We start from the raw sequence: 26124 nt of genomic DNA, 5'->3' as shown, positions 1-26124 counted from the left end.
TCGGCGGCGTTGACGTCAGCACCCAATAGAAAAGGCCGCCAGGTTGCCCGGGCGGCCTTTTGATATCCAAATGTCAGCTCAGTTCAGCTTGGCCTTCACATCCGCCAGCGAAGCCTTGAACAGGTCGGCTCCGGCCTTGACGTCGACCTTGGCGGCGAGCAGCGCGCGGGCGGCTTCGACGGCGATGTCGACGGCGCTGGCGCGCACCTCGGCGACCGCGTCACGCTCGGCCTGACCGATCTTCTGCTCGGCAAGTGCCGTGCGCCGGGCAACATAGTCTTCGGTCTTCTTGTGCGCTTCGGTGGCGAGCATTTCGGCTTCGCGCTTGGCGGCCGCGACAATGTCGGCTGCCTCCTGCTCGGCTTCCTTGCGCTTCTTCTTGTACTGGCCGAGCAGTTGCTGGGCCTCGTCGCGCAGCTTGCGTGCCTCGTCGAGTTCGCTGCTGATCCTGGCAGCGCGGGCGTCGAGCGCCTTGGCGATAAGACCGGGCACCTTGATGTAGATGGCGACGCCCAGGAAGATGATCAGGGCAATCGTGGCCCAAAGCGTCGCGAGAGATGTAGCGTCCATGATGCGCTCCTCACCGGGCCACGGATTTGACCGCGGCCGCGATCTCGGCCTTGCTGGCCTTGCCGCCGACCAGGGCCTCGACGATCGCCGAGGCAGTGTCCTCGGCGATGCTGCCGACTTCCTTCATGGCGTTGGCCTTGATGGATGAAATGCGCGCCTCGGCCTCGCCAAGCTTCTCGTCGAGCGCGGCCTCGATCTTCTTGCGCGCGGTCTCGGCTTCCGCCTTGGCCGCATCCGCGGCCTGCTGGCCGATCGAGTTGGCGTTCTTCTTGGCTTCGGCCAGTTCCTGCTCGTAGGCAGCAACGGCGGCGTCGGCCTCGCCCTTCAACTTCGATGCCTGATCGAGGTCCTGGCTGATGCGATCGTTACGGACATCGATGATGCCGCCGACGCGCGGCACCACGACCCGCTTCAGGAAGAGGTAGAACAGCCCAAAAGTGATTGCCAGCCATAGAAGCTGCGACGGGAAGGTCGCAGGATCGAAGGGCGGAAATGCGCCATGCGCTTCGGCAGGCACGCTGGTACCGGAGTTCGTATCGGCTCCGGTCGCGGCATGGCTGGTATCGGCTGATGGCGCGGACTCTTGCGCGAAGGCAGATGTCACGAACATGGACTATCCCCAGATATCAGGCCCGCCGCTTGCGCGGCCGGCCTGTCCAATCTTCCCAAAGCCTGGCTCAGCCGAACAGGGCCAGCAGCGCGATGAGAAGCGAGAAGATGCCCAGAGCTTCGGTCACGGCGAAGCCGAAGATCAGGCGGCCGAACTGGCCATCAGCAGCCGACGGGTTGCGTAGCGCGCCCGACAGGTAGCTGCCGAAGATGTTGCCCAGGCCAATGCCCGCGCCACCCATGCCCAGGCAAGCGATGCCGGCGCCGATGTACTTTGCTGCTTCTGCGTCCATTTGTTCAACTCCTTTGGATCTGAAATTCCGTTGCGTTTCCATCCGGCGCCAATGTCCTTGGGCCGGAAACTCTTCCTCAATGCCCGGGATGCAGGGCGTCGTTGAGATACATGCAGGTCAACACCGCGAAGACGTAGGCCTGCAGGAAGGCGACCAGCAATTCAAGCGCCGTTAGCGCCACCGCCATGGCCAGCGGCAGGACCGAGCCCGCGACGCCGACCGCGCCGAGCGCGGAGAGGCTGACGACGAAGCCTGAAAACACCTTCAGGGTGATGTGACCGGCAAGCATGTTGGCAAACAGACGAACCGAGAGGCTGACCGGGCGCGAGACAAAGGAGATGACTTCGATCAGTACCACCAGCGGCAGCAGGAACACCGGCACGCCATGCGGCACGAACAGTTTCAGAAAGCCGAGGCCGTGCTTCATGAAGCCGTAGACCACCACGGTTCCGATCACCAAGGCGGCGAGGCCGAAGGTGACGATGATGTGGCTGGTGACGGTGAAGAAATAAGGAAACAGGCCCAGCAGATTGGCGACCAGCACGAACATGAACAGCGAGAACACGAAGGGGAAGAACTTCATGCCCTGCGTGCCGGCGGCATCGCGCAACATGTTGCCGACGAATTCATAGGCCATCTCGGAGATCGACTGCAGCCGGCCGGGAACCAGGCTGCGGCTCGATGTCGTGAGGAACAGGAACGCGGCTGCGACGACCACGGTCGCGACCATGAACAGTGCCGAATTCGTAAAGGACAGGTCGTAGCCGCCGATGTTAATCGGAACCAGCTTGATGATATGGAACTGGTGGATCGGATCGACCTTGTCAGCTGCCACGTTCTAACCCCGTCAATGCCGCGTACGGCCAAATTACCATTGCCGCGTGAGGGCGGCTATTTCCGAATGCCGCCTGAAAGGCGGTCATTTGCTGTCGTCCCGGCCAGAGCGTGATTTGTCGCCCTGTCCGAATTCCGCCACAACGCCTGCCGAACGCATGACATTGAGCACGCCGGCGCCAAAACCAAGCAGCAGGAAAACGATCAGACCCCACGGCGATGTCCCCGCCATACGGTCGATGATCCAGCCGATGCCGGCGCCCACCACCACGCCAGCGATAAATTCACTGGAGAGTTTGACCGCCTGGCCATATCCGGCCGCACTGCCCGCTTTCGCGTCGTCTTTCCCCTCAAGCCGGTTCGGCAGCCTTGTCGCAAGCGATGCTTCAAGTTCACGCCGACGTCGCTCAAGATCGTCGTCGCGGATGTCAGGTTCATGCTGCTTGCCGCGGCCGGTTTCTCCGGTTCCGTCTGGCCTGCTTTTATCGGCCATCGCAACCCCCCTGCCCGGTCAGACCGTCACCGTCCGTCCGCTTCTAAAGTCGCCGGCAACATAGTTAGAGGGTTTGCGCCCGTCAAGCCACGGGCGGAAGATCATTGCCATGTATTTTAAGCAATAAAATCAATTAATTAGCGAGGTGCGACATCGTGCCCGCCGCGATGATGGGGATGCGCTGCGCGAATCCTCCCGGCAATGGCTGCCTGGTCGAGCCTGCGGCCGATGGAAAAGACCATCGGCCGGCGAGCTCTCAACTCCAGCCGCCGCCATAGGTGCGGTAGAAGATGTGCAGGCCGATCTTCGTCATCTTCTGCATGGTGCGCGCCCAGCCCGGATGGACATATTGGGCATAGTAATGCGTCGACGATCCGACCTCGGGAATGAATATCTTGCCGGCGGTGACGGCCATGGCGATATCCTGCGCGGTCTTGTAGGCGGCCGGGCTGTCGATGCGCTTCCTCCTGCCGTCGCAGGCGAAGGAGAACTGGCAGCGGTTGAACCAGCTGTCGTTCTGATAGACGACGCCGCAGATCGAATTGGGATAGGCCGGATTGCGCACGCGGTTGAGGATGACCTGGGCAACGGCGGCCTGGCCGCGAACGGATTCGCTGCGCGCCTCGAAATAGATGCCGTTGGCCAGGCACTTTTGCTCAGGCTTGGAGAAGACGCTGGCCGGCAGCGGGTTCTGGATCCACCAATGGTCGCCCTTGGCCATCGGCGGAATGAAGCGGCCGCTGTTGGGCTGTTCATCCTGCAGCAGGGCTTCGAAGGGCGAGGCCTTGGCATAGTCTGGCTCGGATTGCGCATAGGCCGTCGCCAGAACATCGGGATGTTCGTTGTTGACCAGGGCGGCAAGCATGGCCGGCACGCCGGGATCCGGCTTCTTGTCCTCACGCGCATGGAATTCCGCGGCGATCTGGATTTCCTTGCCTTTGATCTGCGGCTTGGCAAAGGCCATTTTCAGGCCGCCGTCCATGCTCGGCCGCATCAAGGAGGAGGTCCGCTGGAAGATCGAACCGGCGTTGAAGTTCTTCGGCGGCGCAACGGGCGACACCTGGACGATGCGATCCTTCTTGTCGGCCCGCACCACGCGGTCCTCGTCGGGCGAGCCGCTGACCTTGCCGCCCTTGCCGCGAAACGCCACGTTGCCGACGCCAGCCAGGTGAATACCCGATCCGGAGATCGAGCCGGTGACGTCGGAATCGACGAAGGGCATCTCGGCAGCATGGGTCGAACCAGCGACGGATCTCTCGACATAGGAATTCCAGCGCGCAGTCGGCGATTCGAGGCCGGAAACGAGGCTCGTCATGTCCTGGTAGGCGGCGACGGTCGGGAAGCCGATCCAGATGCCGAGGCCGATGATGAAAGGAGACACAAAATTGCGTTTCTTCTCACCGGCGGCGGCAGCAAGCCGCTTCAAGACGCGTCGATGCACGGAACTCTCTCCAGGAACGCTACTGACCCCACTGGAGAGCAAAATGATGCATTAACCTTGATGGGACGTTAACGGGATCGATCGGGTTTTCTCAGTCGGCTCAAGGTCGTGGTTTGGAAGTCGGGCGGTTTTGCGGCCGGGACGTTCAGGCCGGCCGCAGGAAGACGGGCCAGGCGACCAGCGCGCAGATGGCGGCCGACAACCATACGCCTGACCATGACCAGAGGTGCAGCAGTCCGGGGATGGCCACCGGCACCAGGAAGAAGCCGACGAAGACGAAGGTGTTGGCCAAGCTGAGCGCGGTTCCGACATGGCCGGCGCCGGCCAGCGTGGCAAGTTCGGTATAGGCGACGCCGTGCCAGGCGGAAACCGAGATACCCGCGACAATCAGCACCAAGGGAAGGACGGCAATCAGCAAGGACTGGCCGCCCGGCAATGTGGGGCTGGCCATGACCATCAGCCAAAGCACAGAGAAGGCCAACCCGCTGAGCGCACTGCATGCGCGCAGAAGCTGGCGGCGGTTGCCATGGCGGTCGGTGAAGCGGCCGCTCCAGACGCGCATGACCATGGCGCCGATCTGCACGGCGGCGAGGCTCGCGCTGATCGCCGCCGTCCCCAGCCCGACGAAGTCGTGCAGGAAGACCGATGCGAAGGTGAGCACGGCCACCTGCGGGAAGCAGAGCAGGCCGATGGCGGTGGCGATGCGCCAGACCTCGATGTTGCGTAGCGGCGCCGGTCCGGCCACAGCCGACGCGACGACGTGCCCCGCCGTCGGCGGCTCATGCAGCCAGCGCCAGGCAAACAGCGCCGAGAGAGCGGAGACGCCGGCCAGCAGCGCGAACACCGCGGCAAAGCCGAAAGCTAAGGCGAGCGAAGGCAGGACAAGCGCGCCTAGGCCGCCGCCAAGTGGCACCGCCGTCTGCCTTATGCTCATGGCGAAACCGCGCTCGCTTTCCCGGAACCAGCCCATAATGGCTCGGCCGCTCGAGCCATTGACGCTGCCGCCGAGCAGGCCGGTGAGGAGCAGGCTTGCCGACAGGAGCATGACATCGGGAACGCCTGACCTTGTCGGCACGACGAGCATGGCCATGGCAAGGAGCCAGGCCGCCGTCGCGCCAAGCCCGATCAGCAGCACGCGGCGGTCGCCCCAGCGATCGGTGAGCAAGCCCCAGGGCAATTCGCTCAGCGCAACCCCCAGGCCGAGAAGGCCGAGTGCCAGGCCAAGTTCGGCATTGCTCAGGTGATAGCCCTGACGAAGCACGACCGCCGTTGCCGGTATGCCGGAGAAGGTGGCCGAGAAGCTGGCGTTCGCGGCGACACCGATGCCCAGGACCTTCCAGCGGTGGCCAGGGCTGAATACCCTTCCGGTAGGGCCGGCAGCACTGCCTCCCAGGGGTTTTTGCGTGTCTTGGTCGGTGCAGTCGACAATGGAGGACATGGTTTCATTCCCGTGGTGGTCCAGTCGCGTGGATCTTGACGGAATTTCCCTAGCGCCATAAGTTCATCCTTAAAATCAGGAAGTTTTTGATTATTGATCCTGAAAAACAGGACGTTTCCATGCGACGCGTGACCTTCGACCTCGACGTTCTCCGCAGTTTCGTCACCGGCATGGAGCTGGGCAGCTTTGCCAAGGCCGCCGACCGGCTTGGCCGGTCGACCTCGGCGGTCAGCGCGCAATTGAAGAAACTGGAGGAGCAGGCAGCGACGCCGATCTTCCGCAAATCGGGGCGTGGGCTGGCCTTGACGGAGGCCGGCGAGACCATGCTCGGCTATGCGCGCCGGCTGCTCGAGCTGAATGACGAGGCGGCGGCGGCGATCCATGATGTCGAACTGGAAGGCTGGGTGCGGCTCGGCCTGCAGGAGGATTTTGGCGAAGCGGTGCTACCGGATGTGCTCGGTCGCTTCGCCCGTGCCCACCCCAAGGTCAAGATCGAGGCCAGGATCGCGCGCAGCCACGAGCTTGCCGAAAGGGTGATGTCAGGCAGCCTCGACATCGCGCTCGCCTGGCATAGCGGCCAGACGCTGCCCTACAGCGAGCATGTCGCCGATGTTCCCATGCGCTGGATCGGCCCGGCAAGGCGCATCGAGACCAGCCTGCGCGACGGCGAACCGCTGCCCCTGGTGGCGCTCGAGGCGCCATGCCTGTTGCGCACGGTTGCGACCGAGACGCTCGATCGCGCCGGGCTGCCCTGGCGCATGGCCTTCTCCAGCCCGAGCCTCGGCGGCATCTGGGCGGCCGTGGCGGCTGGCCTGGGGCTGACGATCCGCACCGATGTCGGCCTGCCGGCCAGCGTCAGCGCGATGACGCCGGAGATTGCCGGTCTGCCGGCACTGCCCAAGATGGCGCTCTTTCTGCACCGCCGGGATGCCGAACCCGAGCCGGTGGCGGCCCGCCTCGCCGCCATATTGCTGGAGGCGGCGCGGCAGGCCTTGCCGGGCAATGCGGGGACTACCGGCCTGCGTGCGGTCGCCTGATCGGACGAGCACTGAGGCTCAGCCGCGTTTCTTGGCCCGGCCGGCGAACGGATTGTCGGAGGTGCGCAGCGCAATGCGGATCGGCACGCCCGGCATGTCGAAGGCTTCGCGCAGGCTGTTGGAGAGATAGCGCACATAGGATTGCGGCATCGCATCCGGACGCGAGCACTGGACCACGAAGCCCGGCGGCCGGGTCTTGGCCTGGGTGAGGTACTTGACCTTGAGCCGGCGCCCGGCAACGGCGGGCGGCGGATGATGCGCCAGTATGGCTTCGAGCCAGCGGTTGAGCTTGCCGGTCGAGACGCGGCTGTTCCAGACCTTGTGGGTTCTGAGAACCGAGTCCATCAGCTTGTCGAGGCCTCGCCCGGTTTCGGCCGAGACCGGCACCGCCTGGATGCCGCGCACCTGCGGCAGCAGCCGCTCGGTCTTCTCGCGCAGTTCCGCCAGCAGTTCCTGCGGATGATCGATCAGGTCCCATTTGTTGAAGGCGATCACCGGCGCCCTTCCCTCGCGGATGATCAGGTCGGCGATCTGCAGATCCTGCTTCTCGAAGGGAATGGTGGCATCGAGCACGATGATGACGATCTCGGCGAAGCGGATGGCGCGCAAGCCGTCCTGCACCGACATCACTTCCAGCTTTTCGTGGATCCTCGCCTTGCGGCGCATGCCGGCCGTGTCGAACAGCTTCAGCCGGCGGCCGTGCCAATCCCAGTCGACCGAGATCGAATCGCGGGTGATGCCGGCTTCCGGTCCGGTCAGCAGCCGCTCCTCGCCGATCAGCGCATTGATCAGCGTCGACTTGCCGGCGTTCGGGCGGCCGACGACGGCGATGCGCATCGGCTTGGTGTCGTCGTAAGCGTGCACATCCTCGGCGTCGGGGTCGGCAATATCCTCGCCGATCAGCACCTCGGTGGCGGCGATCTCGTCGTCTTCGCCCCCTTCGTCCTCACCGAAAGCGCGCGCCTCGCCGAGCGCCGCGATCACGGCATCGCGCAGATCGGGCATGCCCTGGCCATGTTCGGCGGAAACCGGGATCGGCTCGCCAAGTCCAAGCTCCCAGGCTTCCAGCATGCCGCCCTGCGCGCCCTTGGCCTCGGCCTTGTTGGCGACCAGCACGACCGGCTTGCCGGACTTGCGCACGATCTCGGCGAAGGTCCTGTCATCCGGCAGCAGGCCGGACTTGGCGTCGATGGTGAAGAAGATCAGGTCGGCTTCGTGGATGGCGATCTCGGTCTGCGCGCGCATGCGGCCGGGCAAGGTCGATGCGCCGGCGTCCTCGAAACCGGCTGTGTCGATGACGTCGAAATGCAGATCGTAAAGCTTGGCGGCATGGACGCGACGGTCGCGGGTGACGCCCGGTGTGTCGTCGACAAGCGCCAGCTTCCTTCCCACCAGCCGATTGAAAAGGGTCGATTTGCCGACGTTAGGTCTGCCGATGATGGCGACTTTGAAGGTCATGCGGTCCTACAATCATGCATGTCGTTGTCCCAAAACCGCTGCGCACTTTTGGGCGACATGCATTTACGAGGCATTGCCCGAGCCGCGGATCAGCTCGGACATCAGCGTTGCCCGCTCGCGGGTGTTGCGCGGGGCGCCGTCATCGGCGGCGATCTGGTCGAACAGCTTCAACGCGTCCTGGGTCTTGCCTTCCTTCCAGGCGGCAAGGCCGAGCGCCTCGCGCGCCGTGTGGCGCAGCGTGTTGGTGTCCGATGTAAGCGCCTCGACGCGGCTGGACACGTCGGCGAAGGAGCCGTGGTCGACGAGCAGCAGCGCTGCCCTGAGCCGTGCCATGTCGCGAATGCCCTGGGGGATGGCGGTGTCGGCGGCGACATCGTCGAAATCCTTGACGGCGGCAGCAGCGTCGCCCTTGCTCGCCTTGACCGTGGCGGCACGCATGCGGGCAAGCAGCGGATAGGCGCCGTAGCCATCCTTTTCCAGCTGATCGAGCGCGGCCAGCGCCTCGTCGTTCTTGCCGTCATTGGCCAGCTTCAGCGCCTGCGAGAAGGCATCGCCGGAGCGGTTGGCGCGCGTCTCGTCCCAATAGCGATAGCCGACGAAGGCGGCGGTGCCGAGCACCACGAGGATGGCGATGACGAGCAAGGCCGGGCCGAAACGGTCCCACAGCTTCTGCGCCTGCTCGCGACGCATCTCGTCGTTGACTTCACGGATAAAACTGTCGTCGGACATCAATCAAAACCATTCCTGCCCCGGGCCGGGGCGGTTCATGAGCCCGCGTTTTAGCGAAATTTTGTCGGCATGGAAGGGGTTCGGCCTGAAAATCGCCTATTCCCACCGGGCAAACGGATGTTTACCCAGGGCAAACGGATGTTTGCCCAGGCAAACCGGCAGAAAGCCCAATCGCACCCATGCCACATTTCGGGGATAGCCGGCTTGCTGACCGCCCGGAGCCTGTAAGTTTGCCGATGCCTTGTTTGTCCCGCGTTGCCGCGTTTTCGCTTGTCTCCCTCGCCACCGCCGGCGTGGCCCTGGCCGATCCGCCCGCGCCGCCAATGCCGGCAAAGCCGAAGCAGGTGGTGATCATCTCCTTCGACAGCGCCCGCGACATCTCGCAGTGGAAGCGCAGCCGGGCGCTGGCGCAGCGCACCGGCGCGCATTTCACCTATTTTCTCTCCTGCGTCTTCCTGCTGTCGCAGGAGACACGCCAGGAATACACCGCACCAGGCAAAACGGCCGGCAAATCCAACATCGGCTTTGCCGCTTCCAAGCAGGAAGTGGCCGAGCGGCTCGAGCAGATCGGCCTTGCCACGCATGAAGGCCACGATATCGCCAGCCATGCCTGCGGCCATTTCGACGGCAAGGACTGGAGCAAGGCCGACTGGCTGAAAGAATTCGCCTCGTTCGAACACATTTTAGAGAATGCCTATGCAATCAACGGCATCGCGCCTGAGCCCGCTGGCTGGCGCGACTTCGCACGGCATGCCGTGATCGGTTTCCGCGCGCCGTATCTGTCGGCCAGCAAGGCGCTTTACGAGGCCTTGCCCGCCGCCGGCTACGAGTTCGACGCCAGCGGCGTCTCGCAAGGTCCTGCCCAGCCGCCGACCGTCGGCGGCATCACCCGCTTTTCACTGCCGCAGATCCCGGAAGGACCGAAATCCAGGCCGGTAATCGCCATGGATTACAATCTCTATGTCAGGCATTCCGGCGGTTTCGAGCGGCCGAGCATGGCGGACGAGTTCGCTAACCGGACCTATCAGGCCTTTCGCGCCGCCTTCGACGCGCAGTATCAGGGCAAGCGCATTCCGCTGGAACTCGGCTTCCACTTCACGCTGATGAATGACGGCGCCTACTGGAACGCGCTGGAGCGCTTTGCCGGCGAGGTCTGCGTCAAGGCCGATGTCGAATGCATCAGCTTTCGCGACTACGTTTCGCGGCAGTCTGCCAGCCAGAAGCAGGCTTCGGTTGGCGGCTGAGCCGCCAACCTGTTTGGCATCAACCCAAATCTCCTCAGGCGGGATCTTCGGCGCCCTGCCTTGCCAGATAGCGCCGATCGATATCGGGCAAAGGCTCGCCCAGCAGCGTCGCCTCGAAGGCGCGCAGGCGCTTATGGACCGATTGCAGCTCGACAATGGTCGACCACGAGGTGAGCAGGAATTGCAGCGAACCCGTCACCTTGCCGAAGGCGTTCGAGATCTGGTTCAGCGCGCCGAACGTTATCTTGTGCGCGACCAGCGACGGACCCAGGATCAGCAGCGAGAAGATGTTGTCGGCCTGCAGGTAGGTGTACCGGACGACGTTGAAATAGATGTAGTGGAAATAGAGCCTGAAATAATTGTGCCGGACATTGGCGAACAGTTCGGCGGTGGTGGCAGGCTGTGCACGGTCGGCATGATCCTCACCGTATACCAGTTCCTTACGGTAAGCGGCTTCGACGCGCTGGTTGCGGAACTGCAACCCCGGAAGTTTCAGGCCGGCAATCATCACGGAGATCGTTCCGAACAGACACCAGGCCAGCGCCGCGACCACCAGGGGCTGCGGGATCGCGCCGACGATCGGCAATTCGCTGATATGGGCCTGCAGCTGGATCATCACTGGCAGGAAAGCGATCAAGGTCATGATCGACTGGACGAAGCTGGAGCCGAGATCTTCCATGATCTGCGAAAACCGCATCGTGTCTTCCTGGATGCGCTGCGAAGCACCCTCAATATGGCGCAGCCTGGTCCAGTTCTCGATGAAGTAGTTGTTCATCGCCGTGCGCCAGCGGAATATCCAATGGCTAACGATAAAGGCATTGACCACCTGCACATTCATGCCGACCAGCGCGAGCCAGGAAAAGTCGGCCAGCCCGGTATAAAATTCACCGTTGGTCGATTTTCCGGTCCCTGACATCAGCCCCTGCACATAGTCGAAGAAAGGCCCGTACCAGGCGTTGACGGCGACACTTACCTGCACATTGAAATAGATGAAGAACAGGATGACCGCCGTCATCAGGATCGACCAGCGCTGCCACGGATGCGGCGAATACCAACTCCAGAATGCGTAGAAGATGGCCACGCAGGCCACGAAATAGATGTAGAACCAGAGGAACGGCTTCGACACGAGAACAGCGATGCCGATGATGGGCGGCGCATCGGCGGCGGCGGCTGGCAGGCCGAAAACGGCGCCCAATTGCTCACCGCCGAAAAACCAGAACAGGATTGCCGCAAGGCTCCAAATGGCGGCCGAAGAGAAAAAGAGCTTCGGCTGCGGGAAGAAGGATACGAACACTGTGGCGAATTCCTTGCTTGGTGGGCAAATCAGCTGACTTCGGCGGGCATAAGGTCACACATTAGGGGGAAAGAAAATGCCTGCCCCGATGCCCGGCGCAGAGCAAGACCACAAATCATGGCGATTTTGGCACGGCCGACCATGTGATGGCGCCGGAGACCACCAGCATGGCCGCGGCGACGATCGAAGCGAGGAAGAAATCGCCTGACATCTGCGCCAACAGGCCGGCGGCGATCGGGCCGATGATCTGGCCAAGGCCGAACGACGCCGTCATCAAGGCAAAGATGCGCCGGGGCGCCTGCGGCGCCTGCTGCCGCGCGGCCTGCAGGCCAAGCGCGGTGATGGCGATGAAGGTGCCGCCGAGCAGCAAACCGCCAAGCAGTGGTCCTAAATATCCGCCAAGCGCCACGCTGGCGGTGACGCCGATCACTTCTATGAGACATGCCAGCGCATAGGCGGCGTTCAGCCCGACCCGCCCGGCTATCTTCTGCCACAGCCAGGCCGAGGGAAAACCGGCAAGACCGGCGACCAGCCAAACCATGGCCTCGAAGACCCGGCCGCCGCCGCCCTGGCGGACGATGGCGACCAGGAACGTCGCCGTCACCACATAGCCAAAGCCAAACAGGCCGTAGGCGATGATGATTTTCATCAGCGACCGGTCTTTCGGCAGCGCCGGTTCACGGACGGCTTGGCCGTTTGTGAGCGGGCCTTCGTTCGCCAGCAGCGCCACGACCACGAAGCCACAAGCCGAAATTGCCGCCGACCACAACCAGCCCGCGGCCCAGCCGGCATGCTCGGTCACCAGCCCCGCCATCATCACCGCGGAGATCGCGATGCCGAGGCCGACGCCGCCAAAATGCCAGGCCTGCAGGTCGCCGCGACCGGCGGCATTGATATGGCTGAAAACGATGCTGGCCATGAAGACCATGACGAAGGCGCTGGCCAGACCGGCCAGAAAGCGGATGAGGAGAAAGGCGGCCATGGCGTCGGTCAGCCCCATCAACGCGGCAAGGATGGTGCTGGCGCCAAGACCGCCCAGCATCAGCACACGCTCGCGCCCATGCGCCCAGCCGCCCGCCGCCACAAACGCGCCGACGAGGTAGCCGAGATAGTTGGCGGACGCGATCCACCCGGCGTTGGCCGGCGACAGATGCAGCTCCTCCATCATGCCGGGCAGGATCGGCGTGTAGACGAAGCGGCCGATGCCCATGGCCACCGCCATCGCGATCATGCCGGCGAGGGTGAAGCGCAGTGCTGTTGAGGTGGCCGATCTCATTGCAGCGCACAATAAATGCAGGGATCGTTGAAACAATCCGCCATCCGTTGGGCCAGTGCGCGCGCAGAGGCGCGACGGGTTCGACTTCCAGTCAAGCCGAAGGCGCGTCGTCGGCTCAGCAGCGCCCACCCAAACCGGCGTGCAATGAAGCGGTCTCGTGCACCGTTCGCCGCGCCGTCAGCCTGAACGGCACGTCGCCCAATTCACGCTCCGACATGGTGTTCAGCACAGGATGCGACAGCGGATCGGTCAGCCAGGTCTGCGTGTCGCTTTGCGCGCGCGACCCGGACGGCGTGCCCGCAGCAAACAGAACCTTCAGTGACGACAACAGCCTTAACATTTGAGCCTCCTCGGATCTGGCTCCCATCGACAAAGTCTGCCGTTCCCTCGCGTCTTTCAATTGAGATTTCAGCCGGACCAGTTTAGAAAATCTCAAATGGCCATGCTCAACCGCGTTCATCTCAACGGCCTTCGTGCCGTCGAAACCGTTGCCCGTCTCGGCTCGCTGGCGGCGGCCGCCGGTGAGCTCAACGTTTCCGTCGGCGCCGTCAGCCAGCAGATAAGCCGCACCGAAAAGCAGCTCGGCCAGGCGCTGTTCGAGCGCACGGCGAGCGGTCTGGTGCTGACCGAGTTCGGCGCCGTCTTCGCGACCCGCCTCGGGGCTGGATTTCGCGAGCTTGCCCAGGCCGTGGCGCTGGCCGACGAAGCGAGCCAATGCACATTGGTCGTCTCGGCAGCGCCAGCCTTCGCTTCGAAATGGCTGCTGCCCAGACTGTCGCGCCACTTCGACCGCCATCCCAACGTGCTGTTGCGCATCGACGCTTCGGTGCGGCTGGCCAATCTCGACCATTCCGACGTCGACATCGCCATCCGGCTTGGCGACGGCAAATGGTCCGGCGGGCGGGCCGAACTGCTCCTGGCGCAGGAAGTGTTCCCGGTCTGCGCACCCGACATCGCCCGAAAACTGAAATCGATCGAGGACCTTGCGCAGACCTGCGCCATCACCGACGAGCGGGCGATGATCAACTGGGAGAGTTGGTTCGCGGCGGCCGGTGTTGCGCCCGTCACCTTCCAGAAAGGCGCGCGCTTCACGGACCCGATGCTGTGCCTGGAATCGGCGATTGCCGGCCATGGCGTGATGCTGGGCTGGCAGTTGCTGACGGCGGATGCGCTGGCCGACGGGCGGCTGATGGCGCCGTTCGGCATCCGCGCCCAGAGCGGACTCGGCTACTGGCTGGTGACCGCGTCGGCCAAGACGGAGAGCCGCAAGGTCCGGGATTTCAAGGCCTGGATCAAGGAAGAGATCGAGGCGACGATGGCGCAGTTCGGATCACTCGAAAGCGCGGCATAAAGCCTGTCCCATCCCGATGGAATCGGGATGAGGCTCTGTCGCTTTTGGCCGACCATGATCTTTTTTCGAAAACCGGTGCCCGCTTTTGGGGGCCATGGCCTGAACTGGCCCAGCGCAATCGCGGTGGAAAGGCGGGTGGCGCCGGTCTATGTAAGGTATCGGACCTCACATCACGGCAGGCAGGATCATGACCACACATTCGCGCGGCGTTTCCGCAACGATCGACACGGTGAAGCTCGACAGGCTGGCGGAAGTCGCCATCAAGGTCGGCCTGCAATTGCAGCCCGGCCAGGATCTCGTACTGACCTCGTCGATCGCGGCATTGCCGCTGACCAGGCGCATCGTCGAGCATGCCTACAAGGCCGGTGCCGGTCTGGTGACACCGATCTTCAACGATGACGAGATGACACTGGCGCGCTATCGCTTCGGCGCCGACGCCAGCTTCGATCGCGCCGCCGGCTGGCTCTATGAAGGCATGGCGAAGGCTTTTTCCAACAATGCCGCCAGGCTTGCCGTGCGCGGCGAGGATCCGTCGCTCCTGTCGGCGCAGGACCCGGCAAAAGTGGCGCGCGCCAACAAGGCCAATTCCATGGCCTACCAGCCGGCGCTGGAAAAGATCACCGGCTTCGACATCAACTGGAACATCGTCGCCTATCCGGACCTCGCCTGGGCCAAGCAGGTGTTTCCCGATGACGCCGACGACGTCGCGGTGGCGAAGCTCGCCGACGCGATCTTCGCGGCGTCGCGGGTCGATGTGGAAGACCCGATCGGCAATTGGAAGGCGCACAACGCCGCGCTGCGCGGCCGAACCGAATGGCTGAACGGCCATAATTTCCATGCGCTGCACTTCACCGGACCAGGTACCGACCTGACAGTCGGGCTGGCGGACGGCCATGAATGGATGGGCGGCGCCTCGACCGCCAAGAACGGCATCACCTGCAATCCCAACATCCCGACCGAGGAGGTCTTCACCACGCCGCATGCCAGGCGCGTCGAGGGCCATGTCTCCTCGACCAAGCCGCTGTCCTACCAGGGAACGTTGATCGACGAGATTTCGGTGCGTTTCGAGGAAGGCAGGATCGTCGAGGCCAAGGCGTCGAAGGGCGAGGATGTGCTGAAGAAGGTGCTCGACACCGACGAGGGCGCACGGCGTCTCGGCGAGGTGGCGCTGGTGCCGCATTCCTCGCCGATCTCGGCCAGCGGCCTGTTGTTCTTCAACACGCTTTTCGACGAAAACGCCGCCTGCCACATCGCGCTCGGCCAGTGCTATTCCAAGTGCTTTGTCGACGGTGCCTCGCTCAGCCAGGACGAGATCGCCGCGCGCGGCGGCAACAAGAGTTTCATCCACATCGACTGGATGATCGGCTCGGACAAGATCGACATTGACGGCGTCCACAAGGACGGCAGCCGCGTGCCGGTGATGCGCAAGGGCGAGTGGGCCTGAGGGGTTCGGCGTAGGGAGGTCGAATGGCGTTCGACCTGATGGTCAAGCGGATCTACGAGCCGGCCGCTGCCGATGACGGGCAGCGGGTGCTGGTCGATCGCATCTGGCCGCGCGGCGTCAGCAAGGAGCATGCCGCGCTGGCGCTGTGGCTGAAGGAGATCGCGCCGAGCGACGAGTTGCGGAAGTGGTTCGGGCATGAGCCCGTACGCTGGGCGGAGTTCCAGAAACGCTATCGCGTCGAGTTGGATCGGAATGAAGAAGCGGTGACGCAACTGCGCGACCTGCTTCGGGAGGGCAAGGTAACGCTGCTCTACGGCGCCCATGACGGGGCGCACAACAATGCGGTGGCGCTGGCGGAGTATTTGCGCGGGAGAGGCTGAGGCGGCCATAACTTTCTGGGGCCGGCGGGACAGCGCCCCCCTCTGTCCTGCCGGACATCTCCCCCACAAGGGGGGAGATCGGCAGCTTCAACGGCTTCGCTACCTACTTCACCGCCTGCTCATAAACATCCGGCTTGAACCCAACCAGAACCCGATCGCCGATTTCCAGCACCGGCCGCTTGACCATCGTCGGCTTGGCCAGCATCAGCGCCTTCGCCTTGTTTTCATCGAGGCCTTGCTTGTCCTTATCCGCCAGTTCGCGGAATGTGGTGCTGCCCTTGTTGAGCAGCTTTTCCCAGCCGACCTTGCCGACCCAGCCATCCAGCCGCTTCGCGCCCAGCCCCTCCGCACGAAAATCGTGGAAGCGATAGGCCACGTCATGGCTCTCCAGCCAGACGCGCGCCTTCTTGACCGTGTCGCAGGTGGTGATGCCGTAGATCGTAATCGTCAAAGCGCGTCCCTCAAGCTGACAGTCGAATCCGTCCCACAGCCTAAAACCGCCCTTCCCGCTTTGCCAGCACCCAGGCCCGTAACTGCGGAATATTCGGGCAACAACCATGATGAGATGGGTTTCTTCGATGGCTGGGGTACGGTGGCCGATCAGCTCGCCGAGTATGTGAAGACGATTTGAACTCTCGCATGGCGGCCAGGACGCCGTCCCGGGCCGCCATGCTTGTTTCTCGATCCTGTAGCGAAGAGAAGCCTCCGATGTCGGAGCTTTCGGCCTCAGTAGTAGAAGCGCTCTTCGGTGATCTTGCCGTTCTTGACCGTGTAGAGGCCAACCTCATCCATCGTGACGCGCTGGCCGGTGGCCTTGGGCGTAATGTCGAACGTGAAGCGCAGCGCGAACTGGTCGCCGTTGACATAAGGGCCTTCGACCGAACCACCGTGGACTTCGTGGTTTTCCTGCCACCATTGGCTTTTCTGCCTGAGGGCCTCCTTGCCGTGGCTGACGGCCATCGGCCCCTCCATGGCTTCGTAACTGGCGATATCGTCGGCATTGTATTTTTCAGCAGCGCCATTGTGATCGCCCTGCTTGAGGAGCTCGGTGAAATCCTTGGCAATTTCCGCGTTGGTCATGTGTATTCCTCCTGTTCAGACGCACTGCAATTAGGGAAGAGCCTGCCCGTCTGCCACCTGTGCCCACATGACAGCTGACAAAGTGTGTCAGGACGATCGATATAGCCCGGCTCTGTGACGATGAATTGCAGGAGCGCGGGCAGCGGCCTCGGTTGCAGACGCAAGCCAATTCCGCAATGCTGGATGGATGTGCAACCTCTACAACATCACCACGACGCAAGAGGCGGTCCGCCAATGGACGCGCGCGCTGCGCGATATCAGCGGCAACCTTGAACCTTCCGTTGACATCTACCCCAATCAGCCTGGCCCGGTCGTCCGCAACACGGCAGACGGGAAGCGTGAGCTGGCGAAACTGCTTTGGGGGTTGCCGACGCCACCAGAGCGCATGAAGGGTAAGGCCGACTACGGCACGACCAACGTTCGCAATCCACAATATTCGCACTGGCAACAGTTTGTCGGGGTCGAGCATAGATGCGTCGTGCCGGTCACCAGTTTTGCCGAACCCAGCCCGACACCGAGCGACAAGGACCCAGAAACAGGCATCCAGCGCAATTACTGGTTTGCCCGTGACGAATGCCGGCCGCTGTTCTTCTTCGCCGGCTTCTGGACCCGTTGGCAGGGTGTTCGAAAGGTCAAGGACGGACCGGGCGACTTCGAGTTATTTGCCTTCATGACAACCAAGCCTAACGCCCTCATCGTGCCGATCCATGAGAAGGCCATGCCAGTAATCCTGACCACTTCGGAGGAGACCGAGGCCTGGCTGACGGCACCCTGGGCAGAAGCACGGCATTTGCAGCGAACAGCGCCAGACAACGCGTTGGTCATCGTTGAGAAGCCAGCCACACAAATCAAGTTTCCGCAGCAGGCACCGGCCCAAGGGTCTCTGTTCTAGGCTGAAGGGCTAGCCGCATTCCTCATCCTCGTCTCGCCATATGACACGGCGAACCATGCGGATTTCGACAAGGCGTCTCACACGAATTTTCAAGCGCTCAGCAGCGCTCGGCAAAATTATGTCGGCATCAAGCTCGCGAAGCTTGCAGCGCTCGCACCGCATATGCCGTTCGACATCCCAAAAGGCAATGTCACCGACAAGCTTGGCGAGATCGCCGGGCAGATAGTGCCGGGTGATGTTGCAGTGCCGGCATCGGACACGAATGAGTTGCCCCACTTCGTGCGCGAGGCATAGGGTTTGTACATTTCGGCGCGGTCGGGTGCTCAATTCCGGCATCAACTAATTTAGGAATTTCTTCCTAGATTAGTCAATTCCTACTTAATTCCATGGTCGTTTGTTCACATGTCGATCAGACCAGCCCAGCCCGCGGTTGCGGGCGACCATGCGAAGGCGGAAGAGGCTAGCCCGGCAGCATGGGGCAGTTGGCGCCACGGCGCAGGCTGACATGCGCCACATCGCCAATGCTGAATTGAAACCCCTCGGCCTGGCGCGGCGCATCGATCACCACCGGCAACCCCTGCCCAAGTTCAGCATGCAGCCGCAAGGTACGGCCGTGGAAGACGATGCTGTTCACCCGCGCCGGCGCGGTTCCTTCGGTCGCCTCGGTGGCGGCCAGCAAGTCCTCCGGACGCACGCCGATGGTGCGCATCTCACCTTCGCCGGGTGCCTGGCCGGTTTCGGAGGTAGCCTCCAGCGGCAGAGCGCCGGCAGTGAAGCGCAAACGATCGCCGTCGCGGCCGACAAAGCGCGACTGCAGCAGGTTCATGGTGCCGATGAAGCTCGCCACGAACTTCGTCGCAGGCCGGTCATAGAGCGTCGCCGGCGGCGCGATCTGCTCGATGCGGCCCTTGTTCATGACGACGATGCGATCGGAGATCGACAGAGCCTCGGTCTGGTCATGGGTGACCATGACGAAGGTCGTGCCGAGCCGCGACTGCAGCCGCTTCAGTTCGACCTGCATCTGTTCGCGCAGATGCGCGTCCAGCGCCGACAGCGGCTCGTCGAGCAAGAGCACGCGCGGCTCGCAGACGATGGCGCGAGCAAGTGCCACGCGCTGGCGCTGGCCGCCCGACAATTCGGAAACACGGGCGCGAAGCTTGTCGGCGAGACCGACCATGTCCAGCGCTTCGCCGACCCGCTTTGCCTGCTCGATTCCCGACAATCTGCGCAATGACAGGCCGAAGCCGACATTGTCGGCGACATCCATATGCGGAAACAGCGCGTAATCCTGGAACACCGTATTGACCGGCCGGTCGAAAGGCCGAAGCGCCGTGATGTCGCGGCCGTCAAGCAAGACCTTGCCGCTCGACGGGCTTTCGAAGCCGGCGATGACGCGCAGGCTGGTGGTCTTGCCACAGCCTGACGGCCCGAGCAGCGTGATGAACTCGCCGCTGATAATGTCGAGATCGACGGCATCGAGCCCAACGATGCCGCCCGGGAAAACCTTGGAGACCGCCTGCAACCGGACGAGTGGATCAGGCGCCATCGCGAACCTCGGAAGGCTTCGTGGTGTTGACCCACAGGATCTGGCATTGCTCAGCGCCGGGATTGCGGAAGGCATGCAACAGCGTGCTCTTGAAGGCAAAGCTGTCGCCGGTCTTCAGCCCGTATTTTGTCGAGTCCACCACCAGTTCGGCCTCGCCCGAAAGCACATAGCCGAATTCATGACCGGCATGGGCATAGGCTTCCGCCGTGCCGCCACCGGCCTCCACCGTCACCAGCATGCCGGTCAGCGTCGCACCGGGCGGCGACAGCAGCGCCTTGGCAATGCCTTCCGACTTGACGGGAATGGAGCGCCGCTTGTCGGCGCGCACGCAATAGAGATCGTTGACGGCCTCGTCGCCATCGGCGATCAGCGCCGAGGGCTCGATGTCGAGGGCGGCGGCGAGCGGCCAGATCACCTTGACGCGCAGCGAGGACATGCCGCGCTCGATCTGGCTCAGCGCGCCGATCGACACGCCTGCCCTGGCCGCCAGTTCGGCCAGTGACAGGCGCCGCTCCAGCCGCAGCGCCCGCACACGGCGCCCGACGCGAACATCGGCATCGTCCCTGGGTTTTTCGGCGGCGTCGTCCAGCATGTCCATGCATTCGTCCTCGTTGTCTTTCCCTTCTCCCCTTGTGGGAGAAGGTGGATCGGCGCGCAGCGCCGAGACGGATGAGGGGTGTTCCAGCGGAGTGAGACGCTGGCGTTCCCCGGAACACCCCTCATCCGGCCGCTTCGCGGCCACCTTCTCCCGCAAGGGGAGAAGGCAAGAGTGCTCACCCGCCAGCCTTCACCTTCTCGAACATCTTGGCCATATCGTCATTCTGCTTCATCGGCCCGGTGAAGATGGTGTTCTTCAGCATCACCTCGGGATCGGACGGCAGCTGCAGTTTCTCCAGTTCCTCCTTCGCCACGCCGGCGAAGGCGGTGCTCAGAGAACTGCCATAGCCATAGGACTGAATGAGATATTTGCCCGAATCGGCATCCAGCCGGCTGTTGATGAAATCATAGGCGAGATCGACATTCTTGGCGTCCTTCAACATGACAAAGCCGCAGGCCCAGGTCAGCATGCCTTCCTTCGGCTTCATGAACTCGACCGGCACGCCCTGCTTCTTCAGCGAGGTGGCCGACGCATTCCAGGTCATGGCGGCGACAAGCTGGCCGCTGGCCAGCGCTTGTTCGACCGACGTCATGTCCGTGGTGTAGCTCGACAGCAGCGGGCGTTGTTCGCGCAGCTTTGCCGCGACCTTGTCCATCTCAGCGGGCGTCATGTCGAACGGATTGACGCCGGCCAGAAGCGCGGCGACGATCGGCGTGTCATGCACGGCGTCGATCGTCGCCATGCGTCCGGCATATTGCTTGTCCCACAGCAGGTTCCAGCTTGCCTCGGGGTTCTTCACCAGATCGGTGCGGTAGAGGATGGAGGTGTTGCCCCAGTCCCACGTTACCATCCACACCTTGCCGTCGCCGGCCTGCAGGTCGGGCAGGTTCTTGAACACCGGGAAGATCGAATCCCAGTTCTTGATGCGCTTGGTGTCGATCGGCTGCAGCAGGCCTTCCTTGTTCCAGCGCGCCACCTTGTCGTAGCAGGGATGCGCGATGTCGGGCCGGAAGCCGGCCTTGACCTTGGTGAAGGCATCGTCGTCGTCGCCGAAGATCGAGGCCTCGACGCCATCGGGATGGGCGGCGAGGAAGCTCTTGTTGAAATCGGGCAGTTCGTAACCCGACCAGGTGAAATATTGCAGCTTTTCGGCGGCCGGCGCTACGGTCGAAGACAGTGCTAGCGCCAGCGCGGCGAGGCCGGCGCGCGCCTTGTATCCGGTTATCGATGTCAGGTGGAATGTCATTTTCGTTCTCCTCTCATTGTTATGGTCAGGCTGGATCGCGGCGCGCGGCACCGAGCCCGCGATGGCGCAGGATCTCGGCAGTGCCGGCGATGATGAAGGATGTGGCCAGGATCACCGTCCCCAGCGCCATGACGGTCGGCAGCGAGCGGGGAAAGCGCAGTTGGCTCCAGATATAGAGCGGCAGGGTCGGCTCGGTTCCGGCAAGGAAGAAGACGACGATGAACTCGTCGAAGGAGATCAGGAAGGCCAGCATGAAGGCCGACAGCACGGCGGGCAGGCTGAGCGGCAGCATGACGCGCCGGAATGTCGTCCAGTCGGAGGCGCCGAGGTCGAGCGCCGCCTCGCGAACCGTCCTGGGGATGGCGGCGAAACGGCTGCGCATGACGACCACGGTCGTCGGCAATGCCACCAGTATGTGGCCGAGCACGATGGCGATGCGCGACGGCCCAAGGCCGATGAGATTGATCAGGATCAGCAACGATATGCCGACGATGACGCCGGGGATGAGGATCGGCAGGCGAGCTATGGCGCTTATGGTGGCGGCAAGCGGCGAGCGGCCATAGAGGTCCATATAGGACACGGTGATGCCGCACAGCGTGGCACCGGAAGCGGCGATGGTGCCGATGACGAGGCTGTTCAGGAGCGCGCCGGACAGCGCCGGATTGCCGTAGAGCGTCGCATACCATTGCGACGTAAAACCCTGCAGCGGAAACGCCGCCTGGATGGAATCGTTGAAGGAAAACAGCGGAATCAGCAGGACCGGCAGATAGAGAAACACCAGATAGGCAAGCACGTAGAGGCCGAGCCAGCGGCCATCCGGTTTCGTGCCGGCGCGTTCGGCTTTCATGTGCGGCTGCCAAATCTGCGGTCGGCACCGCGCGCGACCAGCACCACGACGAGGATGACCAGCATGACGCAGACCGAAAGCGCGGCGCCGAACGGCCAATCATTGGCCTTGCCGAATTGCGACTGGATCAGCGTGCCGATCATGGTGCTGGCCGGGCCGCCGACCATGGCCGGCGTGACATAGTCGCCGACCGTCGGCACGAAGACGACGAGCGCGGCCGCCAGCACGCCCGGCATGGAGTTCGGCAGCACGACGCGGCGGAACGCGGTAAACGGCCGCGCGCCGAGGTCGGAGGCAGCCTCGAGCAGCGATTTCGGGATGGTGTCGAGCGCCACATAGATCGGCAGGATGGCGAAGGGCGCATAGGCGTGAGCCAGCGTGACGACCACAGCGGCCGGCGTGTTGAGAAAGGCCAGTGTCGGCTCCGACCAGATGCCGCTTTCGATCAGCGCCGAGTTCAGGACGCCGTTATAGGCGAGCACGATCTTCCAGGCGAAGACGCGCAGGAGATAGCTGGTCCAGAATGGCAGCGTCACCAGGAACAAGAGCAGGCCGCGCCGGCGCCCGGCATGGAAGGCAAGATAATAGGCGACGGGATAGGCGGTGGCGACGGTTGCCAGCGTCACCAGGCCGGCGATGACCAGCGAGCGCAGCGTCACCGTCCAGTAGAGCGGATCGGTGGCCACGGTGACGAAGTTCTCGACGGTCAGCCCGACGCCGAGGAGCGAGCCGTCATTGCCGCGGAAGGCGAGGAACAGCACCAGGCCAAGCGCGAACAGGATCAGCAGGAAAGTGACCAGCGCCCCTGGCAAAAGCATGGCGAGCCGGAAGCCCGATGAAGACCGGGCCCCTGGCGCTTGTGCTGCAACTAAGGCCGACATCGACCTGCCCACCAAATTTGAAATTGGCTAACAGTTTTTCATATTCGTGAAACTGTCAAGCAGAATCCGGCTTTCCTGAATTGGTCGTCATCAACGCTCCAGCGAATGCCGGAACGCTTGGGGCTTTGCCCGGTATGGTCAAAAAGCCGTAGCCGACCTGGTAAGCCTGCCGTTCTCGGCCGCGTTCGTCAGCTAATCTCATCCGAACCGTTTGGCCGGTGTGCCTCGAACGCCTGCGCGCACCGCGAACAGCCCGCCCTCCTGCGGGTTTGCCTGCAAGTGTCTCTCGCTCATGGTAAACCGCGCCGAAGTGACGAAGAGGGTATCGAAATTCTCGCCGCCGAAGGTGCAGCTCGTGGGCCAGCTGCACGGCAGGTCCACCACCTTGTCCAGGACCCCGTCAGGTGAAATGCGAACCAGGCACCCGCCCCCCGCAACGCGACAGTTCCAGACATAGCCTTCCGCATCCATGCACGACCCGTCCGGCAGACCGCGTGGAAAGTCCGAGAAGAAGGGACGCCTATCGGTTATTCGCGACCGCACCCTGTCCCAGCGATAACGAAAGACCTGGTTCTTCGTCGTGTCCGCCGTGATGAAGGCATTATCCGCTGTCCAGATCATCGTGTTGGTGATGCCGAAGCGATCGGCACTGAGCGCCTCGACAATGCCGGCTGTGTCGACGCGATAGATCCGCCCCGCATCTCGCGAAATATCGCGCGCAAGATCATCGTCGTCGATGTTGTTTTCCATGGTGCCGACCCAGAACGAGCCATCCGGGGCGACCACGCCCTCATTCAACCGTGTGTCAGGGCTGTCCGGTTCGATCGTCGCGATCGTCCTGAAGGCTTCTCCGAAATCCCACAGAGCCACATCCTTTCGCAGCCCGACGATCGCGCCACCGTCCCCGCGCAGGCCAATCGAGGTTGCGAGGTCCGGTGTCTGCCAACTCTGATGATCGCGAGTAACCGGATCGAGCTGGTGGATGCGTCGCCCGACTATATCCACCCAGATCAGTGTCTTCCTGTTCTCGTCCCAGAGCAGGCTCTCACCGACGATATCCTGGGCATCGAACGCCAAGCCTGGCCGTTTTTCTCCGCTATCCACTGCCCTTCCCCTCCAACTGTCGCGTAGTCAACCGCTATTGACAGACAAGATTTCACAAAGATATACACATTTCGAGAAAACATGTCATACAGGTTTTGGGCAAATGGTAAGCGATCGCAGCATAGGGCCTGACGAGACAAATCCCGGGCTGGTGAGCGCCGCCATTCAGGCCATCACCCAACACATCCGCGTTGAAGGCCTTGGCCCTGGCGACCTCTTGCCCAGTGAAGCCGACATGACCCGCAAGCTCAGTGTCTCGCGCACGGTGGTGCGGGAGGCGTTTCGGTCGCTGTCGGCGATGCGCCTGATCGACATGAGCGCCGGGCGGCGCGCCAGCGTTGCCAAGCTCGACATTGGCGCGATGTCGATGGTGATCGAGCACGGCGTCACGACCGAACAGATCAGTATCCAGCAGGTCTATGATGTGCGCCGCACCATCGAAATGCGCACGGTGGCGCTGGCCGCGCTCCGGCGGACCGACGCGGAGGCGGCTGACGTTCAGAAATGCGCGCAGCTGATGCGCGAGAATTACCGTGCGCCGGAGATCGTCATGGAACACGACATCGCATTCCATGAAGCGATCGCGCGGGCCTCTCACAACCCGGTGTTTTCGTTGATCATCAACGCCTTCAGCGGCGTCACGCGACGCACCTGGGTGATCGGCTGGCGTACGCGTGCAACCGAGGAAGAGCAGATCAAGATGATCGAGGGGCACGCGGATATTGCTCGGGCGATCATCGCGGGGAACCCGCAACTCGCCGCCGAACATATGGCCGCGCATTTCGACAAAAGCGTCAAGGCATTGATCGACGCGGGGATCGCATGAAAATCCGCTCGCTTGAGACCATTCGTATCGAAGAGCGGCCCAATCTGCTCTGGATCGAGGTGCATACCGACGAGGGCATCACCGGCCTTGGCGAAACCTTTTTCTTGGCCCGCACGGTCGAGGAATATGTCCATGAATATGTCGCGCCGCGCGTGATCGGCCGCGATCCACTGCAGATCGATCTGCTTTCCGCGGACCTGGTCGGCTATCTCGGTTTCCGCTCAAGCGGGGTCGAAGTCCGCGGCAATTCCGCCTTCGACATCGCGCTCTGGGATATTTTCGGCAAGGCCATGAACCAGCCGATCGCGCAACTCCTGGGAGGCTTTTCGCGGCAGTCCATCCGTACCTACAACACCTGCGCCGGCACCGAATACATCAAGGACGGCAAGGGGCAGACCACCGCGAATTATGGTCTCGGCACAAGGCAAGGCTACGACGACCTGAACGGGTTTCTCCACCGCGCCGACGAATTGGCAGCGGAGCTGCTCGAGGACGGCATCACGGCCATGAAGATCTGGCCTTTCGACCATGCCGCCGAGAAAAGCCGAGGGCAAGACATCAACGCCGGCGACCTGAAAGCCGCGCTGCAACCCTTCGAGAAGATCCGCAAAGCTGTCGGTGACAAGATCGACATCATGGTCGAGTTCCACTCCATGTGGCAGCTCTTGCCCGCGATCAAGATTGCCAAGGCGCTCGGGCCTTACGGCACGTACTGGCATGAGGATCCCATCCGCATGGACAGCCTCGCCGATCTCAAGCGCTATGAGGCCGCGAGCCCGGCACCGATCTCGGCGTCGGAAACCTTGGGCAGTCGCTGGGCATTCCGCGACCTTCTGGAGACCGGCGCCGCAGGCATCGTCATGCTGGACATTTCCTGGTGCGGCGGGCTTTCCGAAGCACGCAAGATCGCGGCGATGGCTGAGGCCTGGCATTTGCCGGTCGCGCCGCACGACTGCACCGGGCCGGTGGTTCTGGCGGCGTCCACGCATTTGTCCCTCAACGCGCCCAACGCACTCGTACAGGAGAGTGTGCGGGCATTTTACAGGACCTGGTATCGCGACCTCGTGACCGCGCTACCGGAAGTCAAGGACGGCATGATCACCGTGCCGCCTGGCCCCGGCCTCGGGCTGGAACTCAATCCCGACCTCGGTCGGGCCTACACCGTCCATCGCCGCGTCTCCGACAAGGCGGACATCTGAAGAACACCAACGGG

At 63.0% G+C, this 26124-nt stretch carries 29 protein-coding genes; 9 read left to right on the top strand and 20 right to left on the bottom strand.

From position 1 onward, the window contains the following. Nucleotides 1-78: 78 nt before the first annotated feature. The 7 genes from FJV80_RS01445 to FJV80_RS01415 form a co-directional block, all read right to left on the bottom strand. The gene (locus FJV80_RS01445; protein WP_019856926.1) at nt 79-570 is read right to left on the bottom strand and encodes a F0F1 ATP synthase subunit B; all 492 of its coding nucleotides are present in this window, start codon (nt 568-570) and stop codon (nt 79-81) included. A 10-nt stretch (nt 571-580) separates the two neighbouring features. Further along, nucleotides 581-1180 carry a F0F1 ATP synthase subunit B gene (locus FJV80_RS01440; RefSeq protein WP_095791285.1) on the bottom strand — a complete coding sequence of 200 codons (600 nt, stop codon included), beginning with the start codon at nt 1178-1180 and terminating at the stop codon, nt 581-583. Between the two features lie 67 nt (nt 1181-1247). Then, nucleotides 1248-1472, bottom strand: coding sequence for a F0F1 ATP synthase subunit C (locus tag FJV80_RS01435; protein WP_013896722.1), 225 nt, complete (start codon nt 1470-1472; stop codon nt 1248-1250). Nucleotides 1473-1548: 76 nt separating this feature from the next. Then, nucleotides 1549-2307 (bottom strand): F0F1 ATP synthase subunit A, encoded by a 759-nt coding sequence (locus tag FJV80_RS01430; RefSeq protein WP_019856924.1) that lies wholly within the window; start codon nt 2305-2307, stop codon nt 1549-1551. A gap of 84 nt (nt 2308-2391) precedes the next feature. Continuing rightward, nucleotides 2392-2799, bottom strand: a complete 408-nt coding sequence (locus FJV80_RS01425) for an AtpZ/AtpI family protein (RefSeq protein ID WP_010914825.1) — start codon at nt 2797-2799, stop codon at nt 2392-2394. A gap of 256 nt (nt 2800-3055) precedes the next feature. Continuing rightward, nucleotides 3056-4240 carry a cell wall hydrolase gene (locus tag FJV80_RS01420; protein ID WP_142875371.1) on the bottom strand — a complete coding sequence of 395 codons (1185 nt, stop codon included), beginning with the start codon at nt 4238-4240 and terminating at the stop codon, nt 3056-3058. 145 nt (nt 4241-4385) lie between these two features. Further along, the gene (locus FJV80_RS01415; RefSeq protein ID WP_142875370.1) at nt 4386-5678 is read right to left on the bottom strand and encodes an MFS transporter; all 1293 of its coding nucleotides are present in this window, start codon (nt 5676-5678) and stop codon (nt 4386-4388) included. Nucleotides 5679-5797: 119 nt separating this feature from the next. Between FJV80_RS01415 and FJV80_RS01410 the strand changes: the two genes are divergently transcribed. Continuing rightward, nucleotides 5798-6715: a LysR substrate-binding domain-containing protein gene (locus FJV80_RS01410; protein WP_095771084.1), complete on the top strand. Its 918-nt coding sequence runs from the start codon at nt 5798-5800 to the stop codon at nt 6713-6715. 18 nt (nt 6716-6733) lie between these two features. On the opposite strand, the gene der is transcribed toward FJV80_RS01410, so the two are convergent. Then, entirely contained in the window at nt 6734-8173 is a 1440-nt protein-coding gene (der, locus tag FJV80_RS01405) for a ribosome biogenesis GTPase Der (protein WP_142875369.1), read from the bottom strand. Nucleotides 8174-8236: 63 nt separating this feature from the next. Beyond that, a complete protein-coding gene (locus FJV80_RS01400) occupies nt 8237-8902 on the bottom strand; it encodes a tetratricopeptide repeat protein (RefSeq protein WP_095791280.1) in 666 nt (221 codons plus the stop codon). Between the two features lie 236 nt (nt 8903-9138). Here FJV80_RS01400 and FJV80_RS01395 point away from each other — a divergent pair, with 236 nt between their 5' ends. Then, entirely contained in the window at nt 9139-10146 is a 1008-nt protein-coding gene (locus tag FJV80_RS01395) for a polysaccharide deacetylase (RefSeq protein ID WP_142875368.1), read from the top strand. A 34-nt stretch (nt 10147-10180) separates the two neighbouring features. Here the strand turns inward: FJV80_RS01395 and sbmA are convergent, their stop codons facing one another. The 3 genes from sbmA to FJV80_RS01380 all read right to left on the bottom strand — a co-directional run bounded on the left by sbmA (nt 10181) and on the right by FJV80_RS01380 (nt 13056). Then, on the bottom strand, nt 10181-11440 hold the full coding sequence (gene sbmA / locus FJV80_RS01390; RefSeq protein WP_095771088.1) for a peptide antibiotic transporter SbmA: 1260 nt from the start codon (nt 11438-11440) through the stop codon (nt 10181-10183). A 115-nt stretch (nt 11441-11555) separates the two neighbouring features. Then, nucleotides 11556-12716 (bottom strand): YbfB/YjiJ family MFS transporter, encoded by a 1161-nt coding sequence (locus tag FJV80_RS01385; RefSeq protein ID WP_095771089.1) that lies wholly within the window; start codon nt 12714-12716, stop codon nt 11556-11558. A 115-nt stretch (nt 12717-12831) separates the two neighbouring features. Beyond that, the gene (locus FJV80_RS01380) at nt 12832-13056 is read right to left on the bottom strand and encodes a hypothetical protein (RefSeq protein ID WP_095771090.1); all 225 of its coding nucleotides are present in this window, start codon (nt 13054-13056) and stop codon (nt 12832-12834) included. Between the two features lie 96 nt (nt 13057-13152). Between FJV80_RS01380 and FJV80_RS01375 the strand changes: the two genes are divergently transcribed. The 3 genes from FJV80_RS01375 to FJV80_RS01365 all read left to right on the top strand — a co-directional run bounded on the left by FJV80_RS01375 (nt 13153) and on the right by FJV80_RS01365 (nt 15891). Then, nucleotides 13153-14067: a LysR substrate-binding domain-containing protein gene (locus FJV80_RS01375; RefSeq protein ID WP_142875367.1), complete on the top strand. Its 915-nt coding sequence runs from the start codon at nt 13153-13155 to the stop codon at nt 14065-14067. Nucleotides 14068-14254: 187 nt separating this feature from the next. Continuing rightward, nucleotides 14255-15511, top strand: coding sequence for an aminopeptidase (locus tag FJV80_RS01370; protein WP_095771092.1), 1257 nt, complete (start codon nt 14255-14257; stop codon nt 15509-15511). Between the two features lie 23 nt (nt 15512-15534). After that, complete coding sequence (locus tag FJV80_RS01365) at nt 15535-15891, top strand: DUF488 domain-containing protein (RefSeq protein WP_142875366.1); 357 nt, start codon at nt 15535-15537, stop codon at nt 15889-15891. Between the two features lie 103 nt (nt 15892-15994). Here the strand turns inward: FJV80_RS01365 and FJV80_RS01360 are convergent, their stop codons facing one another. Beyond that, nucleotides 15995-16342, bottom strand: coding sequence for an ArsC family reductase (locus FJV80_RS01360; RefSeq protein WP_142875365.1), 348 nt, complete (start codon nt 16340-16342; stop codon nt 15995-15997). 275 nt (nt 16343-16617) lie between these two features. Then, a complete protein-coding gene (locus FJV80_RS01350) occupies nt 16618-16971 on the bottom strand; it encodes a SnoaL-like domain-containing protein (RefSeq protein ID WP_142875364.1) in 354 nt (117 codons plus the stop codon). A gap of 187 nt (nt 16972-17158) precedes the next feature. Between FJV80_RS01350 and FJV80_RS01345 the strand changes: the two genes are divergently transcribed. Continuing rightward, on the top strand, nt 17159-17863 hold the full coding sequence (locus tag FJV80_RS01345; RefSeq protein ID WP_142875363.1) for an SOS response-associated peptidase: 705 nt from the start codon (nt 17159-17161) through the stop codon (nt 17861-17863). A 162-nt stretch (nt 17864-18025) separates the two neighbouring features. After that, nucleotides 18026-18157 carry a hypothetical protein gene (locus FJV80_RS35545; protein ID WP_280951469.1) on the top strand — a complete coding sequence of 44 codons (132 nt, stop codon included), beginning with the start codon at nt 18026-18028 and terminating at the stop codon, nt 18155-18157. A gap of 166 nt (nt 18158-18323) precedes the next feature. Here FJV80_RS35545 and FJV80_RS01335 read toward each other — a convergent pair whose 3' ends face one another. From FJV80_RS01335 to FJV80_RS01310, 6 genes are all read right to left on the bottom strand, one after another. Beyond that, on the bottom strand, nt 18324-19409 hold the full coding sequence (locus tag FJV80_RS01335; protein WP_142875361.1) for an ABC transporter ATP-binding protein: 1086 nt from the start codon (nt 19407-19409) through the stop codon (nt 18324-18326). Next, nucleotides 19399-20007, bottom strand: a complete 609-nt coding sequence (locus FJV80_RS01330) for a cupin domain-containing protein (protein WP_095771098.1) — start codon at nt 20005-20007, stop codon at nt 19399-19401. The genes FJV80_RS01335 and FJV80_RS01330 overlap by 11 nt, the downstream gene beginning before the upstream one ends. Before the next feature lie 175 nt (nt 20008-20182). After that, entirely contained in the window at nt 20183-21253 is a 1071-nt protein-coding gene (locus FJV80_RS01325) for an ABC transporter substrate-binding protein (protein WP_142875360.1), read from the bottom strand. 25 nt (nt 21254-21278) lie between these two features. Further along, nucleotides 21279-22100, bottom strand: coding sequence for an ABC transporter permease (locus FJV80_RS01320; RefSeq protein ID WP_142875359.1), 822 nt, complete (start codon nt 22098-22100; stop codon nt 21279-21281). Next, nucleotides 22097-22981, bottom strand: coding sequence for an ABC transporter permease (locus FJV80_RS01315; protein WP_095786660.1), 885 nt, complete (start codon nt 22979-22981; stop codon nt 22097-22099). The genes FJV80_RS01320 and FJV80_RS01315 overlap by 4 nt, the downstream gene beginning before the upstream one ends. Before the next feature lie 198 nt (nt 22982-23179). Further along, on the bottom strand, nt 23180-24085 hold the full coding sequence (locus FJV80_RS01310) for an SMP-30/gluconolactonase/LRE family protein (RefSeq protein WP_095771102.1): 906 nt from the start codon (nt 24083-24085) through the stop codon (nt 23180-23182). Nucleotides 24086-24188: 103 nt separating this feature from the next. Between FJV80_RS01310 and FJV80_RS01305 the strand changes: the two genes are divergently transcribed. After that, a complete protein-coding gene (locus FJV80_RS01305; protein ID WP_095786662.1) occupies nt 24189-24911 on the top strand; it encodes a FadR/GntR family transcriptional regulator in 723 nt (240 codons plus the stop codon). Continuing rightward, the gene (locus FJV80_RS01300; protein WP_095771104.1) at nt 24908-26110 is read left to right on the top strand and encodes a mandelate racemase/muconate lactonizing enzyme family protein; all 1203 of its coding nucleotides are present in this window, start codon (nt 24908-24910) and stop codon (nt 26108-26110) included. The genes FJV80_RS01305 and FJV80_RS01300 overlap by 4 nt, the downstream gene beginning before the upstream one ends. Nucleotides 26111-26124 lie beyond the last annotated feature (14 nt).

This window comes from Mesorhizobium sp. WSM4310 (assembly GCF_007003935.1).
Taxonomy (GTDB): domain Bacteria; phylum Pseudomonadota; class Alphaproteobacteria; order Rhizobiales; family Rhizobiaceae; genus Mesorhizobium.
This window is presented reverse-complemented; position numbering and strand designations above follow the sequence as displayed.